Annotated in this window: 16 protein-coding genes and 2 pseudogenes; 5 read left to right on the top strand and 13 right to left on the bottom strand. The window is 43.7% G+C overall.

Annotated elements, in window-relative coordinates:
* Positions 1-105 precede the first annotated feature (105 nt).
* Positions 106-303 carry a type II toxin-antitoxin system HicA family toxin gene (locus tag A3GA_RS0110465; protein WP_018027357.1) on the bottom strand — a complete coding sequence of 66 codons (198 nt, stop codon included), beginning with the start codon at positions 301-303 and terminating at the stop codon, positions 106-108.
* A gap of 99 nt (positions 304-402) precedes the next feature.
* On the opposite strand from A3GA_RS0110465, the gene A3GA_RS12500 reads away from it, so the two are divergent.
* The 4 genes and pseudogenes from A3GA_RS12500 to A3GA_RS0110450 all read left to right on the top strand — a co-directional run bounded on the left by A3GA_RS12500 (position 403) and on the right by A3GA_RS0110450 (position 2851).
* The gene (locus A3GA_RS12500; RefSeq protein WP_081606613.1) at positions 403-609 is read left to right on the top strand and encodes a Wadjet anti-phage system protein JetD domain-containing protein; all 207 of its coding nucleotides are present in this window, start codon (positions 403-405) and stop codon (positions 607-609) included.
* Positions 575-1468, top strand: a pseudogene (locus tag A3GA_RS0110460) (IS481 family transposase); the annotation flags it as partial. The gene A3GA_RS12500 and the pseudogene A3GA_RS0110460, both read left to right, overlap by 35 nt.
* Positions 1469-1689: 221 nt before the next feature.
* A complete protein-coding gene (locus A3GA_RS0110455) occupies positions 1690-2430 on the top strand; it encodes a hypothetical protein (RefSeq protein ID WP_018027355.1) in 741 nt (246 codons plus the stop codon).
* A 127-nt stretch (positions 2431-2557) separates the two neighbouring features.
* Entirely contained in the window at positions 2558-2851 is a 294-nt protein-coding gene (locus A3GA_RS0110450; RefSeq protein WP_036560713.1) for a hypothetical protein, read from the top strand.
* 110 nt (positions 2852-2961) lie between these two features.
* Here the strand turns inward: A3GA_RS0110450 and A3GA_RS0110445 are convergent, their stop codons facing one another.
* The 12 genes from A3GA_RS0110445 to A3GA_RS0110390 all read right to left on the bottom strand — a co-directional run bounded on the left by A3GA_RS0110445 (position 2962) and on the right by A3GA_RS0110390 (position 13292).
* Entirely contained in the window at positions 2962-3438 is a 477-nt protein-coding gene (locus A3GA_RS0110445; RefSeq protein WP_018027353.1) for a thermonuclease family protein, read from the bottom strand.
* A complete protein-coding gene (locus A3GA_RS0110440) occupies positions 3435-4637 on the bottom strand; it encodes a DUF1173 domain-containing protein (protein ID WP_026156958.1) in 1203 nt (400 codons plus the stop codon). Before A3GA_RS0110440 ends, A3GA_RS0110445 begins: the two co-directional genes overlap by 4 nt.
* A gap of 16 nt (positions 4638-4653) precedes the next feature.
* On the bottom strand, positions 4654-5643 hold the full coding sequence (locus tag A3GA_RS11675; RefSeq protein WP_018027351.1) for a relaxase/mobilization nuclease domain-containing protein: 990 nt from the start codon (positions 5641-5643) through the stop codon (positions 4654-4656).
* Positions 5640-6152, bottom strand: a complete 513-nt coding sequence (gene mobC / locus A3GA_RS12415) for a plasmid mobilization relaxosome protein MobC (RefSeq protein ID WP_018027350.1) — start codon at positions 6150-6152, stop codon at positions 5640-5642. The genes A3GA_RS11675 and mobC overlap by 4 nt, the downstream gene beginning before the upstream one ends.
* Before the next feature lie 50 nt (positions 6153-6202).
* Positions 6203-6376, bottom strand: a complete 174-nt coding sequence (locus A3GA_RS12205; RefSeq protein WP_155966282.1) for a hypothetical protein — start codon at positions 6374-6376, stop codon at positions 6203-6205.
* 172 nt (positions 6377-6548) lie between these two features.
* Positions 6549-7613 carry an ArdC family protein gene (locus A3GA_RS0110420; RefSeq protein WP_018027348.1) on the bottom strand — a complete coding sequence of 355 codons (1065 nt, stop codon included), beginning with the start codon at positions 7611-7613 and terminating at the stop codon, positions 6549-6551.
* A 70-nt stretch (positions 7614-7683) separates the two neighbouring features.
* Positions 7684-9204 (bottom strand): YadA-like family protein, encoded by a 1521-nt coding sequence (locus A3GA_RS0110415; protein ID WP_018027347.1) that lies wholly within the window; start codon positions 9202-9204, stop codon positions 7684-7686.
* 116 nt (positions 9205-9320) lie between these two features.
* Positions 9321-9467, bottom strand: coding sequence for a hypothetical protein (locus A3GA_RS12200; protein ID WP_018027346.1), 147 nt, complete (start codon positions 9465-9467; stop codon positions 9321-9323).
* A complete protein-coding gene (locus A3GA_RS0110405) occupies positions 9464-10255 on the bottom strand; it encodes a hypothetical protein (protein ID WP_018027345.1) in 792 nt (263 codons plus the stop codon). Before A3GA_RS0110405 ends, A3GA_RS12200 begins: the two co-directional genes overlap by 4 nt.
* Positions 10239-10460, bottom strand: a complete 222-nt coding sequence (locus A3GA_RS0110400) for a hypothetical protein (RefSeq protein ID WP_018027344.1) — start codon at positions 10458-10460, stop codon at positions 10239-10241. The genes A3GA_RS0110405 and A3GA_RS0110400 overlap by 17 nt, the downstream gene beginning before the upstream one ends.
* Entirely contained in the window at positions 10453-11436 is a 984-nt protein-coding gene (locus A3GA_RS11880) for a hypothetical protein (RefSeq protein ID WP_018027343.1), read from the bottom strand. Before A3GA_RS11880 ends, A3GA_RS0110400 begins: the two co-directional genes overlap by 8 nt.
* A complete protein-coding gene (locus tag A3GA_RS0110390) occupies positions 11433-13292 on the bottom strand; it encodes an LPD7 domain-containing protein (protein ID WP_026156957.1) in 1860 nt (619 codons plus the stop codon). The genes A3GA_RS11880 and A3GA_RS0110390 overlap by 4 nt, the downstream gene beginning before the upstream one ends.
* 25 nt (positions 13293-13317) lie before the next feature.
* On the opposite strand from A3GA_RS0110390, the pseudogene A3GA_RS11660 reads away from it, so the two are divergent.
* Positions 13318-13515 (top strand): annotated as a pseudogene (locus tag A3GA_RS11660) (IS256 family transposase); the annotation flags it as partial.

Genomic DNA, 13515 nt, shown 5'->3' with positions numbered 1-13515 from the left:
TCTGGTAAGTCAGGAAACGTCACCGTAAAGCCTGGAGCGTCAGGCGTTAGCACAAATGGATATTTCATAACAAATTCTCTCCTGTTTGGATTGTAGCGGCTGTGTTCATGAAAGCCCCATTAGNGGCATTTCTNACAAACCTAGCTGCTTTAAAATCGCTTTTCTAGTGCCTTCTGGTAGCTCTTTAGCGTGCCTTGGTAAGGTACTGTGTTTGCCTTTGTAGGTTAGCTTCGTGTGTTTTGAGCCTTCCTTAAATTCAACACCTTGCGATTTCAGCCAGCGTCTAAATTCGCTGGTTTTCACTACAATCTCCTCTAATGTTTCAATTATTTAATTATACACGAAAATGTACATAATGTAAACATTAATGTGTATTGATGAAAAGAAACAACAGTCACAACCATTGAAAACTTAGCAACCTTTAATCATTATGTAAGAACAGAAAAAGAGCCAAAGGAATTGGTAATTTATACGGCCGGTTTCCCTAGCCCTTCTTTTTTTCACTTATATAGGATGCTAAATAGACAGCTTAAAGATGCAGTGTTTCGACATTGGAGCGACATTGATGAAGGTGGGTTTAGAAAACCTAATCGACCGAAGTCGCCGTAAACCTAACCTTAAAAATCGAGTGGACGAGCAAACGGAGCAAGCCGTCATCAATTATGCCATTGAGTATCCAGTTCACGGTCAAGTTAGAACGAGTAATGAATTGCGTAAACAAGGCGTTTTTGTCTCTCCTAGCGGCGTACGCTCTATTTGGTTGCGACATGATCTGGAGAACTTTAAAAAACGCCTGAAGGCCTTAGAGGATAAAGTGGCTCAGCAAGGTATCGTGTTGACTGATGAGCAAATCGCCGCGCTTGAACGCAAAAAGGAAGATGACGAAATCAATGGTCAAATTGAAACGCATCACCCTGGCTATCTGGGCTCACAAGATACCTTTTATGTCGGCACTTTAAAAGGCGTAGGCCGTATTTACCAACAAACGTATATCGACACGTATACGCGCGTAGCGCATTGCAAACTCTATACGAGCAAGACACCAATTACCGCTGCGGACTTATTAAATGACTGTGTATTGCCTTTTTATGCTGAGCACGATGTGAATATCTTGCGAGTTTTAACGGATAGAGGCACTGAGTTCTGCGGTAAAGTGGAACATCATGATTATGAGCTTTATCTTGCGTTAACGGGTATTGAACACACCAAGACAAAGGCTAAATCACCTCAAACCGATGGCATTTGTGAGCGCTTCCATAAAACAATTCTGCAGGAGTTTTATCAAGTCACGTTCCGAAAAAAGCTATATGCTGAGCTCGCGTCCTTACAAAAAGACCTAGATGACTGGTTAATTTACTATAATAGCCAAAGAACTCATCAGGGAAGGCATTGTGATGGCAGAACACCGATGCAAACCTTCATTGATAGTAAACAGATTTGGGCAGAAAAGAAGCTGAACCAAATCTAATCTGACAGACATCCGTTAAAAACGAGTAACTGTCAGATCAGGTCTGAATTACTACAATTTATCTATGATATCAGTATGTTAATTTCCGCTGAGATAAAGTCTTTAATAGCTAATATGAAACGTCATATCTTTGTCATAACTATATGATTTTAAATGATTTGTCGATTTAGCTGTAGTGTTGTGGTAACTTGCTGCTATTAACAATAAATTGAAAGGTAGATATGAGTAAACGGAGCGATATAATTGATCCCAGTGATGCGCAGACTGAAGATTCAGGGTTGGTTTATTCGGAAGTGATTGGTTGGATTGATTTAGGTCATGCTAGGGGGGATGACATAAGGGCCGTATTGCATCAAATGCAAGTAGGCGAGCGTTCTAATGAGCCTTATTATCGTGTTGTCTATACACAGACTATGAGAGAAACTAAAAATTTAAAAGGATTGGGTGCCTCAGGGATGTGCGTTGGTCAGGCAGTTATATGGCTTATAAAAAAAGGTCGTCCTCTACATCAAAGGCATCGCATCGCTTTGGCTATGATGATGAAAGTGGCTCCTATCTTCGAAGGCATGCAAAGAAAATGGTATGGATGGGCAACAGACAGTGGCTTTAGCGCAGAGGATTTAGTGTCGAATTTGTTGGGGTTTTACCGTGCAGTTCGCCCTAAGAATTATTTTCCTGAATTGAGGTTAGTTAGTAGAGCAAAAGCTATAGAGCGCTGGGATCATTACGGGCCGTTAGGTAAATACAAGAACAAGCTTTTTAAGCCTTTGCTTTTTCCTGACCCTGCGGTTCATAAAGATGCTAAGCCAAGATATGGAGAATTACCATCTTTTATGAAGGAGATTGAGCCTTTCGATGTAAGCCTACACAAAGATATTGTTATAACAAATCATAAGTTTAGTATGAGAGATTTTCCAAATGGATTAGGAGAAGAGTTTGCTTGTGTCGAACAAAAGCCTTAAATGGTTGAAGTGGGTCATACTATTTTGTTGTATTGTGTTTACCACTCGCTGGGCTGTTTTGTATGGTCCTTACATATTCTCATTTGACTCTCAGCATTACACGCGATTGGATCGAATCCCTTATGAAATGTTTACTCCGGAAGAAATTAAAAATGCGCCAGGGATGACGGATAAATCGATAATTTCATATTATCCACAAGATGGCACACGTTCTGAAGGTTTTCGAGTTGAGTATGATGGCAGACGAGACATCAAAGAGCTTGAGGAATATCTCTTATCCTTAGGTTACCATGAAGGGTATGACCCGATTGTTGGGAAAAGGTGGTATTCATCTGATGGGATTCAAAGGGCTTACATCCTTGATGGAGGAGAAAATACGGTGTTTGGGTTCTCGCGTTTCGGCACAAGAGACTATAAATAAAACTGTGTAAATCATCTATTATGGACTGATGTAGATATTATCGCGACGTTATGATATCCTTGGAAAAGGATCTTAATATTAAAAAAAGCCCCTTAAAGGGGCTTTGCAATTTATTTCTTTGGATTTCTCCACTCCCAGGGCGGAACTGCATTTCTCTGGCTCCATAAGCCTCTATGTTCAGCTTGTGCCTGCTTTTCAGCAGATTGATATGCTTTATCTCGTAAATAGCGCTGATACGCCCATGCGTGGCCGTTACGCACCATCTGAAGATTGATATTAGTACTACCTACGTAAATCGTGCCTAAGTAGCGTTTGTAGCGGTCTTTTCCATGAAGTTGAACCTTGACCTGCCGATTAAAGATTAAGTCCGACAGCGCCCGTTTAGAGGCCGTACCGAAGGGTTGTTTACTCTCCGGTGCATCAATCTGATCGAGCCTGATACGGTAGCGCTGCTTACCAGCATCGAGGACAGTGACGGTATCACCATCAGAAACACCAACAACCTTACCCTGAATCCACTCAGCCGCTTGCACCTGAAGCGAGAAAACCAGCGCCCAAGCCAATACCCATACTTGCTTTATTTTCATACCTTTTGCACCTCCGGAAACGCCGGCATACTGTCATCTGTATGCCACGTCCATGATCTGAAGCTGCTTTGCTCGATCAGCTCATTAGTTTGCTCGACTAACTTTTCGTTGTTCGGGTCAACAATGTACAATGCCACCGGCTCCTCGCCAGTATCGTGTAACACCGCAGCGGCCATTGCTTTATCTGGTGCCATGTTGTATCGCAAGCCCTTGATAAAGCCTCGCCCTTGCTCTGTGAGCGCCTGGAGTAAGGCATACTCGTAACTGTTTTCAAAAGGAATCCAGTTATCCGACACATTTGCCAGGGAGGCTTCCTCTAGGGAAGGTATACCAGCATGACTAACACCAAAGGTACCAATCAGCATCAGGTGACTGTTTTCCAGTGCGTTCCAAAGTTCCAGCTCCGTCGCAAAGCGTTTTGTAATACGTTTATATAAGTCCTCATTAATCATGAAATGGCATCCTGGTAAGTGCTTAAAGACTACTTTATACCCATACCTGGACTGGTCAAACTGCTTGACTTCAGCAGCTACAATCATGAGTTTTCTAGTGCCTTTCTCAGCTGCTTTAATCTGATTGAATACGGCCATCCGGCGACTGTCGATTTCCTCTTTTTTGTCCAGGAAAAAGGTTTCTGGAATGTAGATGAGTGATGACAGGTTTTGTCCTTTGGCTAACTTATCCGCAGCGGCTTGCAGTAAGTGTTTTCTGATGATGTACCAGGAACGTTTACCTTGCATGGCCGGATAATATTTATTCAGGCTTGCTTGCTCCCACAGGTAATGCAACGTTGAGCGCAAGGTCAATTTAGTGCCGTCCGTTTTAACCGTATCAGTTGCCTGGCCTGAACCTTTTGGCATCTGCCTACCAGGTGACTTGCTAAGAGAAAAGCCAAATTTTAATGCCGTGGTGCCATCTTCCGTGTTTTCCTGAATTGCAGTGCCGGTCACTTGGCCAAGACCGGACAACTCGGCCGGTGCCTCGTAAGAATCGCAGCTTACATGGTGCTGCTCGGCCGTATTCGGCATACGCTTGATGATGTACTGTTGGCCAACTTTGGCGATGTACATTGGGATGCCAGCGCTTTTACATAGACATAAAGGCCGTTCCTGATGATTGCCGTAAGCTTTGGCAAGTACAGCCTCGAATCCTGGATCGTCTTTAGAAACGACCCCATTACTAAATTGATATATTGTCATAGTTACCTCGATTAAGTTAATAAGTTTGCTCAATTTCTGATGTTCTTGAGGACTGTCCAGCCTTATCAAACAGCTCTTGTGCTTTAGTTAAAACAGGTTTATTTGACACCTCCTTAGCCAATTTGCTAATGGCTCTGGCTTCTGTTTTAAACCCTGCCATATACAGTTCTTTGGACAATTGCCCGTATTGCTCAACAATGAAATTTCTACTGTCCAGCATTTCTTTTAATTGTGGATGAACAGGGCGCTTGTTCGTTCTGATTGCCTCGATGAGTTCGGCCGCTTGTATTTTTGTTACTCGTGGCACGACACCCCGTTTTTTCATATTAAATAACATGGAGTTTTCAGCTTTTTGCGTCACGCCTCGATGCTGCCGCTTCGTAGCGGCACAGTCAACACCTTGTTCTCGGAGCTTTTCCGCGAAAAGTAAGCGCCACTCGTATAAATCATTTTTTCTCGGATTCATACGCTTACCGTTAAAATCACGCATGGTCACGCATAAATGCACATGCGGATGCGCTTCATCCAAGTGCTGTACAAACACGTAATGATGATCCTTGAACTCCTGCTTAGCAAACTCTCTGGCCGCATCTTTGACAGCTTCTGGCGGCGTTCCTGGCGGCATGGATAGGACAACATTAAGTGTTTCTTTATAACGGCTCTTTTCAGGTATTCCAAAGGCTTTCCATTGGTCAATCACGCCCTTATTAATGGCCGTCTTGCCCTTGAGAATGTTACCTTTTTCATCCTCTAGCGGTAATGTACCGTTGCGGCTAATGTAATCAATATGACCCTTGGCTGCCTTCATGCCGGTGGCCGCTGTACTTTTACGCCTGGGAATCTTAACCATGACCTCCGGCTTTTTTAAAGCGGCCGCCTTCAGATTATCAACGGCGGTACCAGGGCGCAGCTGTCGGCCTGAGCCACCACCACCGCCGCTTTGCTTAGGTTTGATTGACCGTTCTTTACCTAATAGCCAATTATCGGCTCTATAGTTAATACTCATGGCATACGATCCCAATTATTGCTGATGATGTGTCCGACTTTTTGAGTGTGTTGAGTGATTGTTTCCTCCAACTCCTCAAGTAGCTTCAAAGATAGCGAAGTATACTGATTAGCGTTTAATGCTCTGGCAATCTGATTCAGATTGCGACCAATCGCTAACAGCTGCTGATTAGATTGATAGAGTGCCTCAACCTCTTTGGTTGTCATCACAGGATCGCCACTTAAATATCCCTGCATAAGCATTGCAATAAAAGCATTAGGTGTCATATGAGATTGAGCAGACAGGTTGATGAGCTGTTCCAGCTCCGGCTTTGGCAATCTCACTTCAATACGTGTCGTAGGTGAATCCACACTGACTTTAGGCTCGGTCTTGATATTTAATAAGTCCATCAGCAGCTTTTTTGCCAGTCCAGCTACCGACTTACTGCCTGTTTTAATCAGTGCCTCATGCTTAAGTTGATGATACTTGTCCTCATCAATGTTTCTGATTCTTAAATGCACTTCTCTCATGGCATAAAAAAACCGCCCGAAGGCGGTTATATAAAGCGGTTAAAAATAGGTCATTTTGTGATCGGTTCCCTAACAGAGCTTCGATACTTTGAGACATGCGCTGACCAACTTACGCCATGCCTTAACTCATAGAGAATCTGTAAGTAATCATCCGTTGTTTTCATATGCCAAAAATGCCACCAATGTGTTTCAAAAAGCGTGGTGTGCGTTTTAATCGCTTCCATGACTTCTCTGTGTTCATCTAGCCGCTTGGATACATCACGTGCGAAATCCAGCGTGTGAACATTGATATAGCCATACCTGGCTAGTATCCGATCTCGCAGCCGCTGAAATAAACTTCTGTTTCGCAGATAATGGTTATATTCGGTTTTACTCAACATTAATCATCCCTCCTGATTAGATTTCCAATGAAAGTCCATCATCTCTAGCGTTAGGGCTTTCCGGTAATGCACTGACAGGTGTTTTATCCTGGTTCTCAAATAAGCCCATCTGTGCCGTATGCTGCTCTGGCGGCTTTACTGGCGCATCAAGTACCTGGTTCTTTTCCAAATCAAACTGCATCACAAAAGTTTTGATTTTCTCTGCATCAGCACAAGCTCGGACAATCTCCTGGGGATCTTCTTTTAAGGCTTTGATCCAAGCCCCCACATAACTAACATGCTGTTCAGGATCATGCTTTATACCAAGCTCCTGACCGACCATCATCGAGGCAATCTCGGCTCTTAATTCCTCCCGTGCGTAATCGGGTGTGCCAAAACCACTAACAAGCGGCCGGTCGAGCCGGGAAGGGTGACCTGTCCAATGACCAAGCTCATGCAGTGCCGTGGCGTAATACTTACCCGCATCGTCAAACTGCTGCGGCATAGGTAACACAATTTTGTCTTGCGAAGGACGATAAAAAGCCTTGTCGATAGCCAAATGTTCAATCTCAGCACCGGACTCCTTGAGTAGCACTTCAGCCCGTTTCAAAGGTTCCCACTGCTGTTCCGGCTGTGGCTCAACTTTCAGTTCAGGAATACCCTCAATCTGTTCAGCATTAAACACGTAAAAGGTTCTAACTAAGGGTCGCTTCAAGCGTTCCTTTTCTTTTAAGTCCTGGCCCTGTTCATCTTTTACCGGCTTACCTTGCTCATCTCGCTTAACCTTTTCTTGATCAGTAATAAATACCTGAATAGCGGTACCTTTTGAGCCTTTTTTGACACTCCAGCCCTCTGACTTGGCCTGATTAAACGTCATCCAGCGAGGATCATTAAAGGGCTGAATCGACAACCACATTTTATTAGCCCCTTGATACTCGTGACCCGTTACCGCATTAAAGGCTGCCGGTTGTGCTGATTGTCCATCCCATGGCTTTTGCCAGGGTGCGGTACCAGCTTCTAGCATTTCAATAATCTTTTCTGAAAACTGCTCAGCAAACGATTTTTTGACCGCTTTATCTGTTTTATCCGTTTTGGAAGTCATTGTTTACCTCTTAAAAAAGAAAAAGCCGTCAGAACTTCAGACGGCTTTATTTACTTCAATGATTGATTAGTTAATCAAAAGACAAGAAAGCGCCAACGCTAGCACCAACACCACCACGGCTATCAGCTGTTAAAGCGGCTTTAAGAACCGTACGACCTGTTGAACTCATTCTTGAAATGCCTAAGGCATAACCAGTTTGACCTCGGTAAACAGCTGTTCCCAACGTTAACCCAGTTTGCTCCGGTTTCCACGCTTGTGGCAAACTAGCTACTGCAAGAGCAGAGGCTGTACCGGCAAATGCTTGTTTTTTTGTCGTATTTAGGGAGGCACTTAAATTGGCTGTCTTGCGATCTAAGCCATCTAGGCGAGCGGTATGCTCTACTTGATTCGCATCTACATGCTCTAAAGCACTTGTTATATCGTTATGAGTGTGTATTTGACCTGTCTTGGCATCTGTCACTTGAATGTTTGGAGCCGTTATGATACCATTTGATAAGGCTTTTGAGTCTCCTCCAATAATAGAGGCTACACTGTTAGCCGTATAATCTGTTTTGGTATCCAATCCATCTAAACGAGCGGTATGTACGACTTGATTTGCATTCACATGTTCAAACGCACTACCCATATTGTTATGCGTGATTGTTTTGCCTGTCTTAACATCTGTCACTTGAATGCTTGGTGCAGTTAAGCGTCCCTCTTTAGTAACTGTAACACTAGCTCCGAAGTTTTTAGCCACATCTGAGGCTAAATCAAATACTTGTCCGCCTGTGACGGCATCTTTAGAGCCAGACGTAATAGCCCCTTTGCCAACATTACCGATAACATTACCACCCATATCAATTTTGGCAGAGGATAATACCGTAATACCTTTACCTACCGTTACCACACCATCAAATACAGGGTTATCAGACAGGTTTAAGTTAATCACACCACCGTTAGCCACTGTGCTGATATTTTTATCACCTTTGATAGTCACTTTATCCCCTAATTGACGATTAAATTTTCCTGTATCACCAGCAAAATTTAAGCCTTTAGCGATAGTGGTTTCGTTAGCAAAAATACGATTATCTTGCTCTGCATCTTTAGCATCAATACGAGCAATCGCTTGATCGTGACCATCTAAACGATTGTCTTGTGTCGTGTTTTTGGTTTCAATTGCGGATAATCTACTATCTTGTGCCGCATTTTGAGCATCTACATACGTCTTATCTGCTTTCTTTGCAATCTCAGCATCTTGAGACTTATTTTTTTCTTCTACCGCTGTTAAACGATTGTCTTGTGCCGTGTTTTTGGTTTCAATTGCGGATAATCTACTATCTTGAGCCACATTTTGAGCATCGACATACGTCTTATCTGCTTTCTTTGCAATCTCAGTATTATCTGTTAAGTCACTCAATTTAAAAATTGGGTGATAAGTATACTCATCATTTCCTGCCTGACCTGCTTCTCTAACAGTTACATAATAAAATTGACCACTGTCTTTGTTATAACCCACATTTCCCCAGGGATTGGAATATGCTTGGTTTGAACATATTGATGCTAATGCTAAGATACTTAATTTTAATTTCAACTTGTTGTTTTGTTGTTTCATATAAACAACTCCAAAAAAAAGCACCCGTGAGGGTGCTGTAAGTACAAAAAAACCGCCGAGGTTTTATCCTAGGGCGGTTGTGTTACGTTTTATATAATCAGAGGCTAAGAAAGGTTTCACACGTCACTTTCATTATCTCCGTACTCCATCATTTCAATTTCTTCATCCGTGGCTTCTCTGATTTCTTCAGGATGATCTCTTTCATATTCCTCCTGAGTCATCGCCTCAGAAGATTGATGCTCAGGTTGATTTACTGTATTCATAAGTCAAGCTCCATATCTTGATGATGTTCAGGTGCCGGTGATTGGGCTTGTCGTGCCTTCTCAACGTTTTCCCGTGCCATCCGTTGTGTATCAGGCGGCAGATTTTGCAAAATCTTATCGAGCAGTTCTTCTGTCTGTGTTTGTCTATCTGCCTGCCTACCGAAAATCCCATAAACGGGGAAGGTTTTTTGCTCCCTTGTTTTATCCCTAATGCCTTGGGCTATCATTAGCGTAATGTTATCTAAATCCTCAACTGTCATCAGTCTAGATTTTTCAACACACGTATCTTGAAAAGACTTAGCGCCAATTGAATGAACATTAGGGTTATCTTTATGTAACTCAGGCTCAAGAGTTTCCACCCGATAGGCTAAAACTTCCTCTGCCTGCATTAAAATCGATTCATTTGGGTAATGCTTTACTACATAATTCCATAAATTCTTAAATGGTAAGTCGTTCTTGGCTTCAATAATTCCCTCAAGCAATAACTTTTTATCTTCAGGCGCAAAGGAATTGATGCCGTAATGACCTAACACTTCGTGCCTTAAAGATTTAATAAACTCTTCTTCATTAGGCACATTGTTTAGTGCAACATCTATGGTGCCTTTTAGCCCCTGAGAGTTGGCCTGTGACTTGGAGCGGTAGCCTGCCATCATCGGTAGGTTAACGCCTCTGTCGCCATACAGGTCAACTGGCGTATCCCTAAATTTGAATCCTAGTTCTAACGCCCCTGGATAGTCTTGAGTAAATGCAACCGTTAGTTCTCTAGCCTTTTCAACGCTTATCCCCATTTGCCTCACTCTCTTGACTAATACGGTTTATAAACTCTTGCCAGCTCTCGCCGTCTTTCGGCGAGGCTGGTCGTTTGGTCGGGTCAGACGGATAAAAGGTGTGTGGCATACGATCCACGTCCTCACCTTCCTTGCGCCATTGTTCTTCCATTTCCTCTGTAACAAAAATAGGGCCTTCAGGTAAATCTTTTTTCGTATCATTCATGATGTATCTCCATCTGTTCATTGTGTGCTTTGGCTAGTGTATCAAACTGCTTTTGGACATTGTTTAAAGCTAGCTCTTGCATCTGAGGTGACAATACACTGATTGTTTTTGTGGCTAAGTCCAGCAGCGCTTTACCATCGGCCTGATGACTTTCAGGTAGCGCCTTAACACTCTCGTTGATAACCCCCCATTTATAAAACGATTCCATCTGAGCCTGTGATGATATGGTGAAGTCGCCTTTAATCTCCTGGCGCTTATCTATCATCACATCGCCTGTTATTTTCACTTGATCGTGTATCCAGACCGCATTGCTGATGACGGTATTGCCATGAATATTGACGTTATCAAATAACTGAGAACCTGGAGCAGCGACTTTGGCGTTCCCATGCACTTGTGATTGATGGTACATTTCAACCCCAGATAAAATCGCTTGGCCATACGCCAGAGCTTCATCACTTAATACCGAGCCGTTTCTAATCTGTGCATTGCCAAAGGCTATCGCTTTGTCACGAATTTCTGATCCATTCAGCACTTGAGCGCTATGTAAAACTTTGCCCTCATCAAGCACTGAGCTATCAACCACTTGCGCATACTCACTAACTTGCGCCTTATTAGCCAGTAAGGATACGCCGGTTACTAAACCCCCACCGGACACTTTGGCTTTTCCTTGAATCTCCGCTTCTCCGGAAATCACCGCATAATCCGAAACAACCACATCATCCGTTAGCAAGGTTTGATCAAAGGCCACAGCATGATTTTTTAATAAGGCGTTACCGGTCACTTGTGTACTGTCATACGCCTTAGCCTCATCAGCAACCCAGGCATTGCCTTCTTGACTCAGGTTCTCAACCTTTTCAATCCAACCACCTAAGTCACCAGCTTTAACCCCAATTTCTGGTAGATCAACTAATGCACAAATCCGGTGGAGCTGGAGACCCTGAAACGTTAGTGTGTCACCGGTTAACTCATATTTCATCGCTCTATCTCCATGACTTTATCCTGGTTGCGTTCCTGTTCTTTAACCTGGATGGTAGGGGCGGTCACTTGACGCTCTTTCTCGTGCATTGCCTTAATTGGTTCAGGCATGTTTAAAGCGGTACCATTAATGGCCTTATCCATATTAGTATCCAGGTTACGCATTGCCTGAGTTCGGAAATGCTTATTCATGCCGGCAGCTACTTGAGAACCGAGTTCAACATACATATTGAAAACCTGTTTGCCTCGTTTACTTAGGCTGCTGGACAAGCCGCTTTGCTTAATCTTATCGACGGCAATAGCAATTTCACTTGGTATCTGTTGAGCGCCTATGTCAGTTTTTTTAACGTCTGAGTCAATATCAGCCTTCGCTGAGGTTTCAAGTAAAGCATCAGACGGTGCCATGTTTTGCGCTTTCAATTCGGCCGCTTCAGATGCTGCTTTTGCCTTCATTTCAGGCGTTTGCTCCTCTTTCTGTGGCTGTGCTTTAGCTTCTTCGGGCGCTTGTTCCTGCTGTGACGGCGCTTTAGCTTCTTCAGGTGCTGAAGGTTCTTTATTGTGTGCCTGGGTGGGTGCTACAGGATTAACCGTTTGTTCCTGCTCTGGCACTTCGTAAATCTTATTTAGCGACCGTTCTTGCCTCAACTTTTCAACAATAGCTAAATCGGCTTGTGTTGGTTGATAGCCTGATGTCGAGATGCCCTGGCTTTCCGCTTCAATAAACGCCTGGCGCTTAAACTCCTTGGTACCAGACAATTTAACGTGTGTCCAACCTTTTTCCTTGGCTACCTCCAGCATGTCATGCACGGTTTTTACGTCATTACGGGTGGTGACTAGGTGCTTACCTTTGTCCTCAAAAATAGTGGTGCGCTGATTCGGGTCAACATAATGACCGTCTTTATATATGTATTTGCCGTGCAGTGACTCAGGCGGTGCTTTGTACTTCAAGTCCGTTACGATCGCTTCTTTAGAGGGCGTAGGGGAGGGTGTTTCCTGGGCTGGCTGTTTAACACCGGTATCTACTTCCTCAGTAGCCTCAGCTTGCTTTGCTGGCCCTTCTTGGTTAGCCTTTTTTACCGGTTCGTCTGGTTCATTAATTGGCTTGCTTGCCATTCGTTCCAGGTCGGCTTCAATTCGGTTAACTGGTGCTGCATCATAGATGGGTTGGCCACTGTCATCAAACATAGGCACATCATCCAGGTAAGCAGGTCGCTCTGGAATGTCGTAGTTTTCCGGAATGTCGTAGTCTTGTCGGTTGTCTTGCATAAGATGATCCTCGGTTGATATGTCTTGCGTTGTTTTCTCTGGAGCGCCCAGGTCAAAATAATCAGAAAGGGCTTGAATACCCTTTAATTCGTGTAAATCATTAAAGTCGCTCGGAAATTTGTCTTGGCCATGCTTGGCCTGAAATTGCGTTACATCCAGCTCACTAAACTGTGGCATCAGTACCGTGGCTTTATCGCCTAAAATATCAGCCGCTCGGTTAGCAAACTTCAAGCCAGCATTTTTGGTTTGTTGGTCGTTGTCAGCTGCGATAAAAACATGTTTTGCATCCAAGTTGGCTATGCTTTGCGCAACGTTAACCTGGTTATAAGCAGAAAACACGATGAGAACGGGTAGACCTGTGGCCTTATTAAGACTGGCACCGGTCGCAAACCCTTCAGCTAAAATGATGCCTTCGGTTTTCGCTTTCTTAGCGTCACCCAATAAAAAAGCACTCCCTGCGAGTGCTTCATCTTTGCCGAAATATTTACCTCCCTCTGGCCCAATCTTTTGTACGGCCACAATCTCTTTATTCTGCCGGGCTGGGGCCTGTAAATAATTTTGTGTAACTTCCTTTAATCCGATATTCTTCATAGGAGTATTTCACATGGAAAGTTACATGACTAAAGACGACGACATCATTCAATCGTTAATCAAGCAATTAGACCTAAAGCCGAGCGATGGCGATAGCATTGAAGCACTCGCAGACAAGCTGCGCAAGCAACTGTATGAGACAGCCTTAGCCGCTGAGCTAGAGGAGCACCTTGGCTACAGTAAACACGCCAGAGGCGCTAAAACGGACGGCAATAGCCGCAAC

The organism is Oligella urethralis DSM 7531 (assembly GCF_000372065.1).
Lineage (GTDB): Bacteria > Pseudomonadota > Gammaproteobacteria > Burkholderiales > Burkholderiaceae_B > Oligella > Oligella urethralis.
Note: the sequence above shows the minus strand (reverse complement) of the source record. Positions and strands in the feature narration are given on the sequence as shown.